The following is an 18,985-nucleotide window of genomic DNA, read 5'->3' as shown; positions in this document are numbered from 1 at the left end:
ATAGCGACCGGTTTTTAAATCAGAGAGTTAGCTGAATTGTCCCGCCCACCACAGACGGAGTTTCAGCCCCCAGCCGCTGCTCCAGCCGGTGGTGGTGCTCACCACTTTCCCCTGCTGAAGCACAATGAAGGTTGGCGTGACATTGATATCCCAGCGTTGGCTGATCGCGCCATTTTCATCGTTTACCGCGATGCCTTGAACTCCCCTCTTCTCCAGCCAGGTGGCAACGCGCTGGTCATCCCCGGAACGCAACGCCACACTCACTACCTGCGTGCCTTGCTGGCTCATCGCGGCCACCGTGGGCGTAGTGAGTTTGCACACGCCACACCAGGTCGCCCAGACATACACCAGCACCGGGCGCTCCTGACTCAGTGCGACCAAATCGACCTCACCCTGTAGTGCAGTCAGTGGCTGGTGGGCCAAATCGGCGGGCAGTTGAGGAGCGCGCAACCAATCCATGCCCCAAATCACTGCACCGGCAATCAACATCAGCCAGAGCGCTTCCCTCAGCCAGCGTTTGAGTCGCCTCATGGTTTCGCCTGCAATGCGCCCTTCACTGCCGCTTCCAGCTGCGCGTAAGGCACCGCACCGCTGATTAGCTCATTACCCACCAGCGTGGCAGGCGTGCCCTGTACACCCAGTTGCTGGGCCAATGTCAGGTTCAGGTTGATGGTGTCCAGACTGGCTTTGCTGGGTTCCTTAAGCTTAATGCCGGTTTTATCCAGCGCCGCTGCAATGCTCGCTTCGTCATGGTTGCCTTTTTTCGCCATCAAACGTTCATGCAGTTTGAGGAAGTTTTTCGGCTGCTGCTCCCACACGGTCAGGGCCAGACGGGCCGAGGTCAATGATGTCTCAGCGCGATAAGGGAGCGGTTTCAATACTACCGCCACTTGTGGATAGCTTTTCAGCAGCTTCTCGATATCCGCATCGAACTTTTTGCAGAACACACAGTTGTAGTCGGTGAAATACACCAGCGTCAGCGCCGGTTTTTCCGCCCCAATACGCGGTGAACCGGCATCATTAAATAAGGCATCGTGGTTCTTCACCACCATCTGCGCGACAACGTTCTGCTGCTGGCGTGAGGCCTCTTTATCGAACGCATCGGCCGCCTCTGCCAGAATCGCCGGGTTCTGCACCAGGGTTTCACGGATCAGTTCTTTGATGCGCGCCTCCTGCTCAGGGGTAAAAGGAGCCGCCGCCAGTGCGGGAAGAGTAAGGAACATCAATGGCAGTAACAGGGATTTGTTGATCATTTTTTGCCTCAGAGAGTGTTGAGATCACCGCTTCACGACTCAGCAACGGTGACAAAATTTGGCCATTCGGCAGTGCCGGGCCATATATTTGGTTAAAGGGAATAGCGACACGATCGCGGCGGCGCAGGAACTCGCCGATGGCCGGATCGGGCTGCGTCCAGTCTCCACGTAGCAGCACCACATCATCGGCCTTCAGCGCGGCGCGCACGTCAGGTTGATTTAAGACGCGGGATTTATTCACTTTGCAGGTGATACACCAGTCGGCGGTCACATCCACAAATACCCGCTTATCCTGCTCCAGCGCCTGATTGATCGCGGCTTCGGTGAGCGGCTGCCAGTAGAGCGTTTCCTCTTCAGGTGCGATGCGCGTCATCAGAAAGATCGCGCCTGCAAGCGTCAGTGTGATAAACACCACTCCCGCTTGTTGCAGCGCGCGACGCCGAACCAACCAAGCGCAAAGTGCGAACAGCAGCACTCCGCCCAGCACCAGCGCGAACGTCTCTCCCCAGTGAGGGATCAATAGGGTGACCAGCCAGAACGTTGCGAGCAGCATAAACAGACCGAGAAGAGTACGCAGGTGCACCATCCAGCGCCCAGGGCGAGGCAGGCATCGCGCCAGTCCCGGCAATGCCGCCACCAGCAGCCAAGGCAGGCTCATACCCACACCCAATGCGGCAAATAACAGCCACAGTTGAGGCAGCGGTGCGGTCAAGGCATAGGCTACGGCGGTGCCGAGGAAAGGCGCACTGCAAGGCGTTGCCAGCAAAGTGGCAAATGCACCCTGTCCAAAGTGTCCAAGCAGCCCCTCACCGCCCTGCGTGGCCAGCCGGGTGTTGAGGTTTGACGGTAAGCGAAAATGCAGCAGATCAAACAGGCTGGCAGTGAACAGGAACATCACCAAAACCATCGCCAGCAGGAAACCGCTGCTCTGGAACTGGATGCCCCAACCCAGCGCCTGGCCGCTCAACCGCAAGCCGGTCATTAATGCGGCTAACAGCAGGAATGAAAACAGGATGCCAGCGCTTGAGGCGAGAAACTGCTGTCGCGTCTGACGGCGTGTTTGCCCCTGCTGCTGGACCAGGCTACTGAGTTTTATCGCCAGTACCGGCAGTACACAGGGCATCAGATTGAGGATCAAACCACCTAACAACGCCAGTAACAGCACTGACAACAGCGTTTGCAATCCGGTCTCCGTCGCCAGCGGTTGTGATCCAATGGTTAATGCACTCTGCTGGGCAATCCCGCCATCCGCCAGCACTAATGAAAGGGTTTTACCCCGCAGATCGGGGGCCGTTTCCCCCCACTCATCCGTGACCGCAACACGTGCAATCAGCGTGTCGCCCTGAACACTGATTTTCGGTGCAGCCAACATGCTGCCTTGCGGGTAGTCGAAGAACAGCGCCGGTTGCGTCCAGCCCTCGTGACGCTGTGCACGGATCTGCAACTCGCCATTCATATAGCTGGCATCCAGTTGATCGGTCAGGCCGCTTTCCGCGGGGATCTGCCCCATCGCCTGAGCGTAATCACGCGCAAAATCCCCATCAGCCGGTTGCTTAAGATCAAGGCTGAACGGGAAATCGGTCAGAATACAGACATCGCTACAAGTGGAGAGCGTGAGCGTGCCTGCCAGTTTCTCACCTGACACGTGGCTCACCTCAATGGGGAGCGTAATATCGCCTTTGTAGCCTTGCGTGGTGAGACCACTTACGTCAAAACGTGCCGGCGTTGGCCAGTGCCACTGCGCGTTAACGTCGGGCATTTGCCAGCGAATCTCCGGGGCTACGCCGCCTTCGCCAGGCGTGCGCCAATAGGTTTTCCAACCCGGTTGCAGGCGAATATCCAGTAATATTTGTTGTTTGTCGCCCAAATCGGCGCTGCGCAGTCGCACTTCAGCGTGGCTATTTTGCGCATTACGCAGCCAACCCGTATCGGCGGCTTGCACCAGGCTTGCGCAGCACATCAGCAGGAGTATCAAACTCCTGATAAAAATCTTCATCAATGTTTCTCCAGTCAATAACAGGGTTACGCGATCGAACGCGTAGCGTTATTCCCGGAAGACGCAGAAGGTGAGATGCCGTCGTTGAATGGGGGGGAAGTGGGTTTCACGCTGATAGCCTGTCGCCGTTTGGGACGGGAACAGCGTGACGAGTAAGGCCATCACCATCAGCAGGAACGGCATGGTGCTGTCCAACATGGGTGTCGCGGCGTGGAGTGATTTAGCACTGATCGAACAGAGTTTGTCGCCACCCACATCCTCAACATGATTGATGGATAAGGCACTGATCGCGGTCTGAGGGGCGGAGGGCAAATTGAAGCTTCGCTGGGCGAGACAAAACGCCAGCACCAGACAAAGCAGTGCCAGAATCCATTTTGCGCGTTGTACCGATTTGGTCATGCCATCGCCCCAGAGAAAAGTGCGGGCATTTTATGCATAGGGAGCAGAAACACCAAGCGTTGCTGTGTAAACTTTTGTCTTAATTTCAATGCGGGTGCTTTTGTTACCTTTGTCGTAGGGGCATGCCTTGGTGCGCCCGATTGCGACAACGTGCGGCCTAAAGGCCGCACCCTACAAAACCTTGATGTGCAAAATGGCCGCTACGGTAATCTTCGGCTTATTGGTGTCTAAACAATGTCATCCACCACACCACCATCGACGCGCAGTGCCGCGCCAGAAGTGGCAGAGGCTTGTTGAGAGCAGACATACACCACCATATTCGCCACCTCTTCCACCGTGGCGGCACGCTGGATCACCGAACTGGGTCGCTGCGCCATCACAAACTCTTTTGCCAGCACCTCTAAGGACTTACCGGTGCGCTTCACCTCCTCTTCCATCATCGTGGCAAAGCCATCTGAAAGGGTCGGACCGGGCAACACGCTGTTCACCGTCACGCCGCTGCCCGCCGCAACTTTGGCCAAGCCGCGTGCCAGCGACAACTGCGCCGTTTTGGTCACCCCGTAATGCACCATATCAGCAGGAATATTGCGCGCTGATTCCGAAGAGATAAACACCACGCGACCCCAGCCACGCTTCACCATGTCGGGTAACAGCGCACGTGACAAACGCACACCCGACATCACGTTGGTTTGCCAGTAGGCTTCCCAGGTTTCATCATCAGTGGCGTAGAAATCTTGCGGACCGTAAATGCCCGCGTTATTGACCAGAATATCGATCGGCGGCAAGCCATGAAGTAACTGCTTCACCCCCTGCGCACTGCCGAGATCGGCAATAAACGTATGGATTTTGGCGCCCACCACTGATCCATTTAGCTTCTCACGCGCGCGGCTCACCGACGCTTCGCTGCGACCATTCAGCACCACCTCTGCGCCACTCTCTGCCAGCCCTTGCGCAATCGCAAAACCAATGCCGCCGGTGGATGCGGTAACCAAGGCCGTTTTGCCGTGCAAATCGATTTTCATAACGCTCTCCCTTATCAAGTTGAATGTGTCGACTTCTGCAAGTCTGGTTGAAGCTGGCGACATCACATTGTCGAAACATGCTTTGTAACCAATATATTGCAGGCGACCTCGCCATATGAGGCCACACTTAAAGTCTTAACTCAGGAGATGCCATTATGATAACCATCGCGATTGCCGCACCGGGTGCCATGGGAGCCGCCGTGGGCGGCGTGCTGGCGCAGCACGGTGCGCGCGTGATTACCCCACTGAGCCAACGCTCTGCCATTTCACAGCAGCGCGCGCATGATGCGCACATCGTTGACGTCAGTATCGAAGCGTTATGTGAAGCCGATATCATCCTGTCGATTCTGCCCCCTGAATCCGCGCTCAGTTGGGCGCAGCAGATGGCGCCGTTACTGCAATCCGCCGTGCGCAAACCGCTGTATGTGGATTGCAACGCCATCAGCCCGGAAACGCTTAAGCAGGTTGCGCACATCATCGAGAGCACCGGCACCCCCTTTGCCGATGCCGCCATCATAGGTTTACCGCCGGGCGCACAAAATCCACAGGGACCGCGTTTCTGGTTTGCTGGCCCCCATGCGGCAAAACTGACGCTTTTAAGCGAAGTCGGATTGCGTGTTCGGGTGATGAGTGCCGAAAACGGCGCGGCATCAGCGCTAAAAATGGCCTACGCCGGGATCAATAAAGGCATCACGTTACTTACCTCGGCGATGCTGATTAATGCCAGCAGAGTGGGCGCTGCCGATGCGTTGCGTGAAGAGATGCAGGATAGCCAACAGGCGTTGTTGCAGAGGATGGCCAAATCTACCCCAGATATGTTGCCAAAAGCCTGGCGTTGGGCGGCGGAGATGGATGAGATTGCGACGCTCAATCAGGGCGAACTCGCCACCGATCGCTTGTATCAGGCACTGGGGGAAATTTGCCGCCAGCTGGCTGAAGATCGTCAGCACGATCAACAGTTCAGCGCTCTGCTGGCGGCGTTCTTTCACCCTGACGCCGACAGCGCGGGCTGAGCACTGACCGGTAAACGCAACTGTCGTTGCAGCCAGGCACACGCGGCAGCGATATCCGGATCGCTGGCATCAAGCTGCAGTACTGGCCCGAGCGCCATCGGCTGTGCGGTTTCCGCCAGCTTCCGCAACTCGGGCAGGTACTCAGCCCCCGGATGGCCCGGCATGCGCTGCGCCAGCCTTGACTGGTAGCGCGCCACCGCTTCATCCGGCGTGATGGCCAGCCACATTTCCAGCACGCGCGTGACGCCCGCCTGCTGCAATCCCTGCTGCAACACCTCTTTAGGCTGGAAGCCAAACCAGGCATCGATCAGGTAGACACAACGCGTCGGTGCCTGCCCAACCACTTTCCATATCGCCTGATAGGCCGCACAGCCCAACTGGCGATTACGCAAACGATCAACCGGCGCAAAACTGGCCATAAACGGTTCTTTCAGGCTATCCAGCGTCAGCACCGGGAAGCCAAACTGCTCTGCCAGCGCACGTGTCAGGGTGCTTTTGCCGGATGCCGGAATACCGTTGACCAGCACCACGCATTTCTCTTCAGTGGGGGAAGTCATAGGATTTCTATCACCTCCGCGACGCTGCTGGCCTTGCGCAGACGCACCAGCGTTTCTTCATCCTCTAACAGTGACACAATGGCGCGAATACCCTCTTCAATGTGAGCGTTGCTGTCGCGCGCACCAAACATGATCACGATGTCGGCTTTGTCGCTGCCCTCAAAGGAGATCGGTTCATCCAGCACGATCATGCTGAAACAATCTTTCAGTACCCCGGTTTCCGGGCGCGCGTGCGGAATGGCAATCCCCTCCTCAAACACGTAATAAGCTCCGTGAGTCAGGGTATTGGCGATCACCGCCTCTGGGTAAGAATCCTTCACGTACCCACCGTTGACCAACGGTTGTGCTGCCAGGGCGATAACTTCACGCCAGTCCGTGGCGGTGATCCCTACCTGAATCGCATTCGCTTCTTGCAGCAGTCGCTTAATACTCATACTGCCTCCTTAAATCGATTTGCGGATGGTATTGCGCAGCTCATCAATTTTGATGAACAGCGGATCAATTTCCTGACGAAAACGGCGGCTTTTTGCAAAGATGCTTAATGCGCGATTGTATTCCAGCATTAATTGTTTTTGCGTATCGACCGCCTGCGGGTTAATAGCGAGCTGTTGCTCCAGCTCGCTTATTTTACCACTGATCGTTTCTGCCTGAAGATCTATTTCCTGTGAATCCTGGCTCTTATTATCAGAACCTTTTTTCAAGAATCCAAACATAGCGTCTCCTGCCCCGAATGGCGCCAGGGCACCTCAGGTTATTACGTCATGAGAGAGTCGTGATTAGCGGAACAGTGAAATTTTCTCTACCAGCACATTGGTGACGGCATCGTTAGCGGGCACAAGGAAATTACGCACGCTGTCATTCACTTTGCCTTTTTCAAACGTCTGCTTGCAGTTTGCCACCCATTGCACATTCATTTCTGTGCCCACGTTCACTTTCTCGATCCCACTGCGTACGGCCAGACGCATGTCTTCATCACTGACGCCGGTACCACCATGCAGCACCAGAGGGGTTTTGGTGGCATCGGTAATGTCAGCCAGACGTTGATGCTGGATGTGCGCTTTGCCGGTATACAAACCGTGTACGGTCCCGATTGAGATGGCCAGCATATCCACACCGGTTTCATCAACAAAGCGTTTGGCATCATCCACGGTGGTAAATGACGCCGCATTCATCTCCACTTCTTTTCCGTCTTCAGATCCGCCAATCGCCCCCAGTTCCGCTTCAACCGAGACATGAACGGGGCGCGCCATATCAATAACGCGACGTGTGTTGGCAATATTTTCTTCAATCGGTAAATGCGAGCCGTCATACATAACTGAGCTGAAACCGGCATCAATCGCCGTTTGGATCGCATTTAAATCTGAACAGTGATCAAGATGCAAACAGGCCGGTACATTACGACTTTCTGATAATGACCGAATCGCATCGACAATTAATTTATGTCCTAAATATTTCGCCGTACCGGTGGAAATCTGAATCATCAATGGACTATTGGTTTTTTCTGCCGCAGTAAAGAAAGCCGGTAACATTTCCAGACAGTGTAAATTAAAGGAGCCGAGCGCTTTAAATTCACGTTGTTTAGCCACCTGTAACAGATCGGTAAAGTTATAAAGTTTCATGGAGTTTTTCCTCATGGGATTTAGTGGATTTTCCGTTAACAAACCAGGCGATAAGCGTAATAAAGAGAATAAACAGGGCGACGAAGATCCAGTTGCCCTGGAACGCGTGGCCCAAGACCAAGCCAGTACTGATGACGTCGGAATCACTGAAGGTCACGCCGGTAAATCCGTAGCTTTCGAGCATCGGCACCAGAATGGCAGGCAAGAAGGTGATGAACAGGCCATGGACAAAGCCCCCGATCATCGCACCGCGGCGTCCGCCCAGCGCATTACCAAACACCCCTGCTGTCCCACCGGCAAAGAAGTTGGTCAGCAGTCCTGGCAGGATCATCGCCAGGCCAAACATCGGAAACACCAGCATGCCGACTACCGAACCCAGCGTCGTGGCCAGGAAGCCGACGATCACCGCATTAGGGGCATAAGGGAACATCACTGGGCAGTCGAGTGCGGGTTTTGCGTCTGGCACCAGTCGCATCGCGATACCACGGAATGCAGGTACCAACTCATTCAGCAGCAAGCGCACGCCGCTATACAGCACGAACACACCAGCGACAAACTGAATCGATTGCATAAAGGCATACATCAGATAGTTCATGCCGTTGCTGTACTGACCGATAAATTCCGGGCCCGCCGCGAGCGCAGGGATCAGGTACATCGGCACCATCACCACCGCCATCGACAGATAGGTGTCCTGCAGGAATTTGAAGTTGTCTGGCAGCTTAAGATCTTCGGTCGAGCGTGACCCCTTACCCACGACTTTGGCGACAGCCGCCGTCAGCAAATAACCAATGGTGCAGAAGTGGCCGAGCGCAACGTCATCCGAATCCGTAATGCGACGCACCACGGGTTGTGCCAGAGCCGGCATAACCACCGCCATGACGCCACCAAAGATGCCGCCGGTAAGGATCAGAGGTAAACCTGTCAGCCCCGCTTTATAGCCAATCACCGCACCGATAGTCGCCATCCACAACAGCGCCTGTCCGGTCAGGAAGATGTATTTGAACGGTGTCAGACGCGCGATGATGATGTTGACGATAAAGATCACCAACAGCGTCAGCGCCACTTCTGAACCCAGCTCGCGGCTCGCTAACCCGGCAATGGCAGCCACATCGGTGATGTAGCCCTTCATGCCAAAACCATGTGTGAATATGGTATTCAGGAAGGTCAGAGTACCGACAATAATATTGATACCCGCCATCATAATTAAGAAGCCCAGCAGGGTTTTAAAGGTGCCTTCCATCACCTTTCCTGCGGATTTTTTCTGCAGTAGCAGACCAATCAGGGCAATAAAGGCGATCAGAATTGACGCCTGCCCTAATAAGTCTTTTACCAGGAAGTTGATCACACTATTCATGGTTAGCAACCTTTAAGTTACGTTCTTTCATAAATGCCACGATTTTCTCTTCAATTTCCGCTTTGTCGGTCAGCCTGTTCAGAATAATCACCCGCTTAATTTGTTCTGGGGTGGCATCCGCGTTCAGGACATCCGCAAAGGCTTTCTGCGTTAAAATCATGTCGGACTTGAAAGCATTGGCTTCCGAAATCGTGGTGTGATCGATATCAGCTTCAATTTCGAGTTTCTTTAATACGGATTTGGCGCTCATTTCAATTGCGAAACTTGAACCCAGACCACATCCACACACACATAGTATTTTCAGCATGGCTTATTTCCTCACAGAATATGCAGTTGTTTAGCAAGTTTATAATGGTGCCCTTCGGTATCCACCAGGCGTTTTTTCATGCTTATGAGATCTATCGGTATCGGTCTATTACTGCCATTAATAATGACCGCCTTATTGCGCATCCCCGATTGAATACAACGCGCGACTTCACTGGCCATAATGGTGCCCTGATAAATTTCTTCACAGGTGGGATCACCACTACGTAAGCCATAACCGATAATAGTTTTACGAATTCGCACCCCTATTAACGGTTCAATTTGTTTAATCAGTGTATCGATTGCCCCCTGAAAACCGGGTGAATATTCACGGGTGTAACCTTCAGAGCAGAGGATCACCACGCTATTCTGCGTCGACAGGCGTTGAGTGATACGCTCTGCCAGCTCTTGCGGCGGAATCTGGCATTCCGGGATTAGCGCGAAATCAGCGTTAGACTTAATCGCTGATTGCAGTGTTAACTCTCCGCAGTAGCCGCCCAGTAATTCAACCATAAATACACGCCCTGTTAAGGCACGTCCGGTATTTCTCAGCTTTGACACTTCTTTTAGGACTTGCTCACAGGCCGTAGAAAAACCGATGGTGTAATCACTGCCAAACACGTCGTTATCAATCGTCATGCCCACGCCGAAACAATTCACGCCGAATTCGCTTAACGTGTGCAAAAATTGTAATGACCCATCACCACCGGCCATAATTAATACATCAATGCGCAGCGATTTAAGATGTTTGGCAATCAATTCGTATTCTGGCCTGATTAATTTTCGCGTGGTTCTTCCTGATTGCATCACGGGAATAGATGTGATGGCATAATCCACCAGATCGCGCTGAGATATTTCCTGATGCCGATTTTCCAGCAAGCCGGGAATACCACCATTAAATAACACCATGTCTGCTTGTGTCATACGTGACATTTGAAACACAAAGTTATTTATCCCAGTTACATCGCCACCGCTGATCACCATGCCAATTCTCATTGTCATCACTCCCTAAGCTGCGCGTCTGACATTTATTCTTCCGGTGAACGAATTTTCTATTTGCAACGAAGATCACACTTTCGCCATGAATTTAATCCCCAGCAAGATTGACAGCATGGTTAAACACTCTTTTTTGTGACTTAAATCACATAGCTATTTTTACCACAGGAGTGAAATTAACTTTATAATCATCGAGTTATATTAATTTCACGCAGTAAAACAGTAAGCGTTTTTAATCGGAGTGCAGCCTTAATTTCTTTCGATCTAAATTGTGATTGCCCGCGCATTTTTATCGGTACACAGGCTTTTTCCCGCGGAGGATAAAGGGATAATGATTCCGTGCGTTATTTCCTTAATAGTGCCGCTGAATGATTGACGCCATGTTGATCAGGTTGTCCAATAACGCGGCAGATAAATGACGAAGAAGAGAAAACATGACCACCCCGCAGGAGATGTTGCGTCAGTTGGCTGACGCAGTGGGCGACAAGCAGGTATTGACCCACGCCGATGATAAAGCCTGGTATACCAAAGGATTTCGTGTTGGTCGCGGTGATGCCTTGGCCGTTGTGCTACCGCAAACCTTGCAGCAGTTGTGGCAAACACTGCAGATTTGTGTGGCTCAGAACGCCATTATTTTGATGCAGGCCTCTAACACCGGCGTCACCGGGGGTTCGACCCCTGATGGCAACGATTACGATCGCGATGTGGTGATTGTAAGTACGCGCCAGCTCAAAGGTGTGCAGGTGATCGATCAGGCACGCCAGGTGATCGCCTTCCCTGGCACTAGCCTGACCGAACTGGAACAAACGCTGCAACCGCTAGGGCGTGAACCGCACTCGGTGATCGGTTCGAGCTGCATTGGTGCTTCTGTTGTTGGTGGTATTTGTAATAACTCCGGCGGCTCCTTGATTCGTCGCGGCCCGGCGTTTACCGAAAAGTCGCTGTTTGCCCGTATCCATGACGATGGCCGCCTGGAGATGGTCAATCATCTGGGAATCGATCTGGGTGCCACACCGGAAGCGATGCTGAAAAATTTGACCGAGCAGCAGTATCAAACAGGCGAACAGCCAGACTGGCAGGGCAAAATCTGGGCCGATGACTATGCCGATCGTTTGCGCGACCTCAGCGCTGACTCCCCCGCGCGCTTTAATGGCGACCTGCGCTATCTGCATGAGAGTTCAGGCAGCGCGGGAAAAGTGGTGGTGTTTGCCGTGCGCTTACCCACGTTTGAAGCCAGTGCCGGCAGTGACACCTTTTACATTGGCACCAACGATGAGCGTGAACTGGTCGCACTGCGCCGTTTCCTGCTTACCGAGATGAGCGAATTACCGTTGCAGGCTGAATACATTCATCGCAACGCCTTCGATTTAACCGTGCGATACGCAAAACATATGTATCTGGCGATTCGTAAACTCGGCCCGCAGGCGATCCCCAAAATGATGGCCAACAAAGCGAAATGGGATGTACGCGTTAGTCATGTGCCGTTTTTACCGCGCAATTTTGTTGATCGTGCATTGCAATGTTTTAACCAACTGACACCTAGTTTTGTTGCCCCCCGAATCATGAAGTACCGCGATGAGTATGAGCACCATTTGATGATCAAAGTGGATGCACAGCAAACCACGGAGCTACAGGGGTTATTGCAGCAATTTTTTGCCGAGCAAAAGGGCGACTTTTTCCACTGCGATCCACGCGAAGCGGCCGATGCCTTCTTAGTGCGTTTTGGCGTGGGCGGTTGCACCATTTCGTACTGTGATGCGCTGGGTTATAACCCGAATGAGCGTCTGGTGGCCTTTGATGTGGCACTCCGCCGCAATGATGACGCATGGCGCTTAACGCTGCCCGCGAATCTGGCGGCGCAGGTGCAGGTCGACTCCTGCTGCGGTCATTTCTTCTGTTATGTGAACCATCAGGATTACGTGTTGAAGGAAGGCGTTGATGCAAAAGCCTTTAAGGAAGCGGTGAAAGTCTATTTGGCGCAGCGCGGTGCTAAGTACCCTGCCGAGCATAACGTCGGGCATCTGTATCAGGCTTCCTGCGAACATGTCGCGCACTGGAAGCAGCTGGATCCCACCAACAGTTGCAATCCCGGCGTGGGTAAGACCAGTAAGAAGAAGAATTGGGAATAATCATGCACTATTGCAAGTGAGTGCTGGAGCCAAAATGAACAACACGCACTGAAGCTCAGGAGCAGGCTGGTGCCGCCCTGGGGCTGGCATTCCGCAGCGCTGAACAGAATGAGTATGCCAGGAGAGCCCGCAGGACGCGGGCGAAAGGTGGCGCTGGAACATGGATGTTCCAACGACACCGGTCCGTAAGGCAGACGAGTGAAGTGAAGGTACCGCTTCAGCGGCGTGAGGACCGCCAGCCCCAGGGCGGCACCAGCCTGCGTCAGCTATCTAACTCACTTGTTTATTTCGCATACGCCTCGGTAGAGATCGTCAGCGTCACATCATCACTGACGGCTGGCACATACTTATCCAGCTTGAAATCCGAACGTTTGATCACACCAGTGGCATCAAAACCAATCGCCTGCTTCTTCACCATCGGATGCATCCCTTGCTGATTCAGCGTGGCGTGCAGTGTGATCGGTTTGGTAATGCCTTTCAGGGTCAGATTCCCTTCTACATCAAACTTGTTATCCCCTTTAGCCACCACTTTAGTACTGTGGAATACCGCTGACGGATATTTAGCAGTATCAAAATACTCAGCACCGAGAAACTCTTTGGTCAACGCCGGAACGTGGCTATCAATCTGGGTAATTGGCAGGGTCACATCAACACGTGCTTGCTCGGGATGTTCCTTATCAAACACCAGCGAACCTTTGCTGTTGGGGATATCTGCAGTGGGGTGCGAGAAGCCAAAGTGCGTCCAGGTGACAATCACCGAGGTATGCGCAGGATCGAGGTCGTAATGCATCGCAGCAGCCTGAGAAACAGGCGCATAAAGCGCAGCCGCCGCCAGCAATGGCAGCACAACACGGGTAACGTTTTTCACTCAAGGTTCCTTTTAGATCGGGATAATCTATTGAGTGTCGCGGATAACCCGGCTGACGAATAGTGAAGAGATTTGCGCGTCACCTTCAAATATATTCAAAAATATCAAAGAGTAATGGTTTATATGAGTGAAAGTTACGCAGGATTATCGCATACTCCATTGCAATCATAGCCTAAAGGCTATAAATTAACTAATAGCAAATAAGCTATAGGATAGCGATATATGGGAAATATTAACAACGGAAGTTTTTGATGAGTGGTTTTTCGCACAAAGTGAAGATATGCGTGAAGATGTGTTAGCCATGATGGGTATTTTGGCAGAAATGGGACCTCAACCTGGTCGCCCCTATGTCGATACGCTGAAAGGGTGCAAGCTTACTCATCTAAAAGAATTACGTATCCAGCACCATGGAAATCCTGTTAGGGCGTTTTTCGCCTTTGATCCCGTTCGTCGCGCCATAGTGTTGTGTGCTGGAGATAAAACGGGTGTTAATCAAAAACAATTTTACCGTTCAATGATTCGCATGGCCGAAGCGGAATACCGCAGGCATTTAATGCAAATGGAGGGATAACATGTCTAATTACAAAGCTTTATTAGAGAAGCAATCACCTGACAGCCAACAGCGTATCGCTGTTAAAATTGAGAAATTACGCCAGGATATTGCCTTAAGTCAGATACGTGAAGAACTCAATTTTTCGCAAACCGAGTTGGCCCGCACAATGGGAATCTCACAGCCCACGTTAGCCAAAATGGAAAATCCCGACAATGATCCGCGGCTTTCGACATTAAAACGTTATGTTGCGGCACTCGGTGGCGAAGTACGCATTGATGTCACATTACCAAACGGTAAACACATCGCCTTTCAGCTTTGATTCACAATGATTCGCCAGCGGCGACGTTCACGCATCATTCGCTTATGGAGCTGCTGCAGGTGAGACAGCGTCAGAGACATCACCGCGTTGCGATTGAGATTGGCTAACCCCTGCTGTTGGCGTAACCCCTGCACGGCTGCATCGGCGTTGTCTTTGGCATCACAATGGTCGAGCAAGGTAGCCTGCCATGCCGCCAGCGTTTGCGGCGTAACCAAATCAACTTCTGCGACCATCTCACGCATAAAGCGTTTACAGTGCCCCAGCAGCGTCTGCCATGGGAGCTGTGGCGATTGCAGCGCCAGTAACAGCCCATCCACATCGGCGACGCGCTGATAGCGAGCGGAAACCACATAGCCAATCTGTTGATCGACACGCAGCCGCTGGAAGAATCTCGGCTCCAACAGCAATGACAACGCACGTAATGCGGCTAAGTTGCTGTCATCTGACTGCGGTAACGGAATAAACAGCAGCAGCGCCTGGTCGCTTCCCTGGCAGTTAACCGGCGTGATCCCCCGTTGTAAACGAGGCGGATGGGCATACCTGGCCAAACCTGGTGAAAAGTCGCTGAGCAGATGGGCAACGCGCTGCTGCAATGCCTCCTGTTTGCCGCTCCAGGCAGCCAGCCAGTCACTATCGGCAACAGGAGAGATTAACTGCGCCGGCAATGCCGCCAGTAACTGACGAATCACGATAGTTTGCGGTGTTGGAACGCCCTTCGGCTGCACTTCAGCACTCAATGCCTTCAGCGCATGATGTACGGTCAGTAAGGCTGCAGCATCGCTTGTTGGAAGATTCAGCACCAGCTGCCAGACGCCCTGCTTCTGTTGCCAACTGCCACTGCCTCCGGCATGGCGCAGCTCCGCCAGAACCGGACGCAGCAAGGCCTGGCGCGCCTGTGCATCCTCATCTCTCTGCGTGTGATAAAACGCCGGGCGCAGTAGCAAAGTTTCAACGTGTTGCCGGGGCATAAAATGGGGTAACGCCATGGCAACGGGAGGCAAAACGGGGGGAATGGCCGATTGGGAAACAGGATAAAAATGGAAATTTGCAGTGGGATAAAAAACCGCGCTTTGCGGTAATTCGGTCTTCTGCATCAAGGTAAAACCCTGTGTATCCACACGTTGGGCATCGGGCAGGTGTTGCTGCGTCAACATGCGCGTGCAGGCAGCTTGCGGTAACGCCGCGACAAATGCCGTGAAACTTTCGGGCACCCTCTCTGCGGGCGCAAAGCCCAGCGCGCGTCCTCGTAACTGCTCCAACGGCATCAGACAGGCATAATCGTGCAACGCCAGTTGCGCATAATGCTGCCGATGTTCAGTGCCGCAGGCACCGATAGCCGCAACATGTTGCCAGAATAGCTGTTCAATACACTGGGCTTGCTCGACGCTGATCTGTGCCGCCGTAAAACGCAACGCCAGCCAACCGTGCTGCGCATCTTGCCACAGCCACTGCCCGTGCAACGTATCGCACAAGCCGACTTCTCTCAGCGCCGCCAGCAAACTTCCGGGGGCTTCATCTTGCCAAAACACACTGAGTAAAGTGACATTGTCACGCAATGAATCTCCATCCTCGTGTAACATCAACGTGAGCCAGAAATTCTCATCACCCGCTAGGTGCAACTGAAGGTCATGCGTCGCAGGGAGTGGCAGCACACAATGCGGTATAAACTGGCGTACAGGAAAGGTCGCAAAAGCATGCGCAAGCTCGGCCAGCTCGTCCAGAGATTGCGGGCCCTGCAACCACAAATCCATGCTATTCGCACCGTAAAAACGTTGGTGGAACTCACGAAGCGCAGCCTGCAATAAAGTGACATTGTCACCAAAAGACTGCTGACTCCCCACACGAAAGCGTTGAAAAGCACTGCCCAGCGTATCCACCAATGCCGCTTCACTCAGGGTCTCGACATGATGACGCAACAGCTGATATTCCGCCTCAATCACCGCTACTTCCTGCTGAATCGCCTGCTGGCTGAGCAACGGTGCAGCAAGCATATCGCTTAAGCGTTTAACTCCTTCAGGCAGAGCCGTCGCGGGAAGTTGAAAAAAGAAGGCGCTACTACTGAGTTGTGTCGTAGCGTTGACCTGTCCACCTTGCTGCTGCACCCACGGCATTAAACGCTCGCGGTCTTCAAAGCGCTCACTGCCGCAGAACAGCATATGCTCCAGTAAATGCGCCAATCCCGGCCAGCGTTCGGGTTCATCCAGACTGCCGGCCTGCACGCGCACCAAGGCAGCGGCATCACGCGCGTCTGGCTGGTGGTACAGGTGACAGCGCAGGCCATTCGCCAGCACAAGGTGGCGCGAGGTCATCAGGTGACTCGCTGCTTAAAGATCAGCTCAGAGTTGCTGCGATTACGGAACTGTAGTTGGGCAATTTTGATATCACTACAGGTCGCTTCACGCCGAGCTTCAAGGATTTTGCCGTGATGTGGTGACTTGCTACATACCGGATCGGTATTGTCAGCATTGCCCGTCAACATATAGGCCTGACAGCGGCAGCCACCGAAATCCTTCTCTTTCTCATCACACGAACGGCACGGCTCCGGCATCCAGTCATAACCCCGATAGCGGTTAAAACCAAACGAGTTGTACCAGATATCCTCCAGGCTTTGATTGAGCACCGATGGGAACTCGACCGGCAACTGACGCGCGCTGTGGCACGGCAATGCGGTGCCTTCTGGCGTGACACTCAGGAAAATCGATCCCCAGCCGCCCATACAAGGTTTCGGACGCTCTTCATAATAGTCCGGCGTAACAAAGAGTAGATTGGCGAGGTTACCGCTTTCACTCATACGTTCACGATATTGCGCCACCACGGCTTCAGCATTGGCGATTTGTTCGCGTGTCGGCAACAGGCCCTGGCGGTTCAAGTGCGCCCAGCCATAAAACTGGCAGGTGGCCAACTCAACGTCGTCGGCTTCCAGTTCGATACAGAGATCGATGATTTTATCGATCTGGTCGATATTGTGGCGATGCAGCACGAAGTTAAGCACCATCGGATAACCGTGCGCTTTTACCGCTTTTGCCATCTCCAGCTTCTGCTGAAAGGCTTTTTTCGAACCGGCTAATGCCGCATTCAGCACCTCATCGCTGGCCTGGAAGCTGATCTGGATATGATCGAGGCCCGCATCGGCAAAAGCATCGAGCTTTTTGGGCGTCAGGCCAATGCCAGAGGTGATCAGGTTGGTATAGAAGCCCAGATCCCGTGCGGCACGAATCAGCTCGGGAAGATCTTTACGCGTTAATGGCTCTCCACCTGAAAAGCCCATCTGCACACTGCCCATGGCACGCGCCTGGCGGAAAACATCGATCCACTGTTCCGTGGTCAGCTCTTTCTCCTGCTGCGAAAAATCGAGCGGGTTTGAGCAGTAAGGGCACTGCAGTGGACAGCGATAAGTCAGTTCAGCCAGCAGCCAAAGCGGCGGCGTGACAGTTTTATTCAGGTTCACGACACTGGATCCATTTCTGTTCAACAGCGGATTGCAGGAACTCTTTCACATCATCGTCCACGCCGCCTGCTTCCGGAAAGCGCGTATTGAGCGTATGAATAATGGCCGCAACATCTTGCTTGCCCGTCACCAGCTCCAGAATCGCGGCAGCAGTTTCATTCAGCTTTGCCATCCCTTCCGGATAAAGCACCACATGGCTGTCTTGTGCAGGTTCCCACTGCATGCGATAACCACGGCGGAAAGCAGGGATCAGATTATCTTTCATGATGTTATACCAGTCTTGTACTGTGCCATGACACCTGATCGGTGACGGTGTGATAAGGCGGGCGCTGTAATGAATACGCCATGGTCATGGCATCCAGCAGCGTCCAGAGAATGTCCAGTTTGAACTGCAGGATCTCCAGCATACGATTCTGCTGCTCTGCCGTGGTAAACACCTCCAGCGCCAGCGCCAGGCCATGTTCCACATCACGATTCGCCTGGCTCAGACGGCTGCGGAAGTAGAAGTAGCCCTCTTCCTTGATCCACGGATAGTGTTGCGGCCAGCTGTCGAGACGTGACTGGTGAATTTGCGGCGCAAAGAGTTCGGTTAACGAACTGCATGCCGCTTCTTGCCAGTTAGCACGACGCGCAAAATTGACGTAGGCATCCACCGCAAAGCGTACCCCTGGCAGCACCAGCTTTTCAGACAGCAGCACCTCACGATCCAGTCCGACGGCTTCACCTAATTGTAGCCAGGCTTCAATACCACCTTCATGACCGTTGCTGCCGTCATGGTCCAGAATGCGCTGAACCCATTTACGACGCGTAGCCGGATCCGGGCAATTCGCCATGATGGCTGCATCCTTCAGTGGGATGTTGGTCTGGTAGTAAAAGCGGTTGGCTACCCACCCCTGAATCTGTTCGCGTGTCGCTTCACCATTGTGCATCGCGATGTGATACGGATGATGAATATGATAAAACGCGCCTTTGGCACGCAGTGCCTGTTCAAACGCTTGCGGCGATAAGGCTTCGGTAATCACGATGCGCTCTCCTGCAGATGAATCGCCATGCCGTCCCAACTCACTTCAATGCCCTGCTGTATCAGATACTGACGCTGCGGCGACTGCTCGTTGAGAATCGGATTGGTGTTATTTATGTGAATCAGAATTTTACG

Annotated in this window: 21 protein-coding genes and 1 pseudogene; 4 read left to right on the top strand and 18 right to left on the bottom strand. The window is 53.4% G+C overall.

Going from position 1 to position 18,985, the window contains the following annotated elements:
- Nucleotides 1-27 precede the first annotated feature (27 nt).
- The 5 genes from PSSD_RS06180 to PSSD_RS06160 all read right to left on the bottom strand — a co-directional run bounded on the left by PSSD_RS06180 (nucleotide 28) and on the right by PSSD_RS06160 (nucleotide 4,670).
- Nucleotides 28-531, bottom strand: a complete 504-nt coding sequence (locus PSSD_RS06180) for a protein disulfide oxidoreductase (protein ID WP_058969963.1) — start codon at nucleotides 529-531, stop codon at nucleotides 28-30.
- Nucleotides 528-1,253 (bottom strand): DsbA family protein, encoded by a 726-nt coding sequence (locus PSSD_RS06175; protein ID WP_058969962.1) that lies wholly within the window; start codon nucleotides 1,251-1,253, stop codon nucleotides 528-530. The genes PSSD_RS06180 and PSSD_RS06175 overlap by 4 nt, the downstream gene beginning before the upstream one ends.
- Nucleotides 1,177-3,249: a protein-disulfide reductase DsbD family protein gene (locus PSSD_RS06170; RefSeq protein ID WP_082672283.1), complete on the bottom strand. Its 2,073-nt coding sequence runs from the start codon at nucleotides 3,247-3,249 to the stop codon at nucleotides 1,177-1,179. The genes PSSD_RS06175 and PSSD_RS06170 overlap by 77 nt, the downstream gene beginning before the upstream one ends.
- 48 nt (nucleotides 3,250-3,297) lie before the next feature.
- Nucleotides 3,298-3,648: a hypothetical protein gene (locus PSSD_RS06165; RefSeq protein ID WP_058969961.1), complete on the bottom strand. Its 351-nt coding sequence runs from the start codon at nucleotides 3,646-3,648 to the stop codon at nucleotides 3,298-3,300.
- A gap of 227 nt (nucleotides 3,649-3,875) precedes the next feature.
- Nucleotides 3,876-4,670, bottom strand: coding sequence for an SDR family NAD(P)-dependent oxidoreductase (locus tag PSSD_RS06160; protein ID WP_058969960.1), 795 nt, complete (start codon nucleotides 4,668-4,670; stop codon nucleotides 3,876-3,878).
- Nucleotides 4,671-4,825: 155 nt separating this feature from the next.
- Between PSSD_RS06160 and PSSD_RS06155 the strand changes: the two genes are divergently transcribed.
- Nucleotides 4,826-5,683 carry an NAD(P)-dependent oxidoreductase gene (locus PSSD_RS06155; protein ID WP_058969959.1) on the top strand — a complete coding sequence of 286 codons (858 nt, stop codon included), beginning with the start codon at nucleotides 4,826-4,828 and terminating at the stop codon, nucleotides 5,681-5,683.
- Here PSSD_RS06155 and PSSD_RS06150 read toward each other — a convergent pair.
- The 7 genes from PSSD_RS06150 to PSSD_RS06120 form a co-directional block, all read right to left on the bottom strand.
- Nucleotides 5,656-6,240 carry a P-loop nucleotide/nucleoside kinase family protein gene (locus PSSD_RS06150; protein ID WP_039329122.1) on the bottom strand — a complete coding sequence of 195 codons (585 nt, stop codon included), beginning with the start codon at nucleotides 6,238-6,240 and terminating at the stop codon, nucleotides 5,656-5,658. The two genes, PSSD_RS06155 and PSSD_RS06150, sit on opposite strands and share 28 nt — an antisense overlap.
- Nucleotides 6,237-6,674, bottom strand: coding sequence for a PTS sugar transporter subunit IIA (locus PSSD_RS06145; RefSeq protein WP_058969958.1), 438 nt, complete (start codon nucleotides 6,672-6,674; stop codon nucleotides 6,237-6,239). Before PSSD_RS06145 ends, PSSD_RS06150 begins: the two co-directional genes overlap by 4 nt.
- A gap of 9 nt (nucleotides 6,675-6,683) precedes the next feature.
- Complete coding sequence (locus PSSD_RS06140) at nucleotides 6,684-6,953, bottom strand: hypothetical protein (RefSeq protein ID WP_058969957.1); 270 nt, start codon at nucleotides 6,951-6,953, stop codon at nucleotides 6,684-6,686.
- Nucleotides 6,954-7,016: 63 nt separating this feature from the next.
- Nucleotides 7,017-7,859: a class II fructose-bisphosphate aldolase gene (locus tag PSSD_RS06135; RefSeq protein ID WP_039329126.1), complete on the bottom strand. Its 843-nt coding sequence runs from the start codon at nucleotides 7,857-7,859 to the stop codon at nucleotides 7,017-7,019.
- Nucleotides 7,846-9,213, bottom strand: a complete 1,368-nt coding sequence (locus tag PSSD_RS06130; protein ID WP_058969956.1) for a PTS sugar transporter subunit IIC — start codon at nucleotides 9,211-9,213, stop codon at nucleotides 7,846-7,848. Before PSSD_RS06130 ends, PSSD_RS06135 begins: the two co-directional genes overlap by 14 nt.
- Nucleotides 9,206-9,520, bottom strand: coding sequence for a PTS sugar transporter subunit IIB (locus PSSD_RS06125; protein ID WP_039329129.1), 315 nt, complete (start codon nucleotides 9,518-9,520; stop codon nucleotides 9,206-9,208). Before PSSD_RS06125 ends, PSSD_RS06130 begins: the two co-directional genes overlap by 8 nt.
- Nucleotides 9,521-9,531: 11 nt before the next feature.
- Nucleotides 9,532-10,512, bottom strand: coding sequence for a 6-phosphofructokinase (locus tag PSSD_RS06120; RefSeq protein WP_058969955.1), 981 nt, complete (start codon nucleotides 10,510-10,512; stop codon nucleotides 9,532-9,534).
- A 434-nt stretch (nucleotides 10,513-10,946) separates the two neighbouring features.
- On the opposite strand from PSSD_RS06120, the gene dld reads away from it, so the two are divergent.
- Complete coding sequence (gene dld / locus PSSD_RS06115) at nucleotides 10,947-12,641, top strand: D-lactate dehydrogenase (protein ID WP_058969954.1); 1,695 nt, start codon at nucleotides 10,947-10,949, stop codon at nucleotides 12,639-12,641.
- Nucleotides 12,642-12,924: 283 nt separating this feature from the next.
- Here dld and PSSD_RS06110 read toward each other — a convergent pair whose 3' ends face one another.
- Nucleotides 12,925-13,509, bottom strand: a complete 585-nt coding sequence (locus tag PSSD_RS06110; protein ID WP_058969953.1) for a YceI family protein — start codon at nucleotides 13,507-13,509, stop codon at nucleotides 12,925-12,927.
- Nucleotides 13,510-13,729: 220 nt separating this feature from the next.
- On the opposite strand from PSSD_RS06110, the gene PSSD_RS06105 reads away from it, so the two are divergent.
- Nucleotides 13,730-14,080, top strand: coding sequence for a type II toxin-antitoxin system RelE/ParE family toxin (locus PSSD_RS06105; protein ID WP_058969952.1), 351 nt, complete (start codon nucleotides 13,730-13,732; stop codon nucleotides 14,078-14,080).
- Nucleotide 14,081: 1 nt separating this feature from the next.
- Nucleotides 14,082-14,381 carry a helix-turn-helix domain-containing protein gene (locus PSSD_RS06100; RefSeq protein ID WP_058969951.1) on the top strand — a complete coding sequence of 100 codons (300 nt, stop codon included), beginning with the start codon at nucleotides 14,082-14,084 and terminating at the stop codon, nucleotides 14,379-14,381.
- On the opposite strand, the gene pqqF is transcribed toward PSSD_RS06100, so the two are convergent.
- The 5 genes and pseudogenes from pqqF to PSSD_RS27365 form a co-directional block, all read right to left on the bottom strand.
- Nucleotides 14,372-16,690 carry a pyrroloquinoline quinone biosynthesis protein PqqF gene (pqqF, locus tag PSSD_RS06095; protein ID WP_058969950.1) on the bottom strand — a complete coding sequence of 773 codons (2,319 nt, stop codon included), beginning with the start codon at nucleotides 16,688-16,690 and terminating at the stop codon, nucleotides 14,372-14,374. The two genes, PSSD_RS06100 and pqqF, sit on opposite strands and share 10 nt — an antisense overlap.
- The gene (pqqE, locus tag PSSD_RS06090; protein ID WP_058969949.1) at nucleotides 16,690-17,829 is read right to left on the bottom strand and encodes a pyrroloquinoline quinone biosynthesis protein PqqE; all 1,140 of its coding nucleotides are present in this window, start codon (nucleotides 17,827-17,829) and stop codon (nucleotides 16,690-16,692) included. The genes pqqF and pqqE overlap by 1 nt, the downstream gene beginning before the upstream one ends.
- Nucleotides 17,816-18,094, bottom strand: a complete 279-nt coding sequence (pqqD, locus tag PSSD_RS06085; RefSeq protein ID WP_039335705.1) for a pyrroloquinoline quinone biosynthesis peptide chaperone PqqD — start codon at nucleotides 18,092-18,094, stop codon at nucleotides 17,816-17,818. The genes pqqE and pqqD overlap by 14 nt, the downstream gene beginning before the upstream one ends.
- A gap of 4 nt (nucleotides 18,095-18,098) precedes the next feature.
- Nucleotides 18,099-18,854, bottom strand: a complete 756-nt coding sequence (gene pqqC, locus PSSD_RS06080; RefSeq protein WP_039335724.1) for a pyrroloquinoline-quinone synthase PqqC — start codon at nucleotides 18,852-18,854, stop codon at nucleotides 18,099-18,101.
- Nucleotides 18,848-18,985, bottom strand: a pseudogene (locus PSSD_RS27365) (pyrroloquinoline quinone biosynthesis protein PqqB); the annotation flags it as partial. The pseudogene PSSD_RS27365 and the gene pqqC, both read right to left, overlap by 7 nt.

Source organism: Type-D symbiont of Plautia stali, from assembly GCF_001485335.1.
GTDB lineage: Bacteria > Pseudomonadota > Gammaproteobacteria > Enterobacterales > Enterobacteriaceae > Pantoea > Pantoea vagans_C.
Note: the sequence above shows the minus strand (reverse complement) of the source record. Positions and strands in the feature narration are given on the sequence as shown.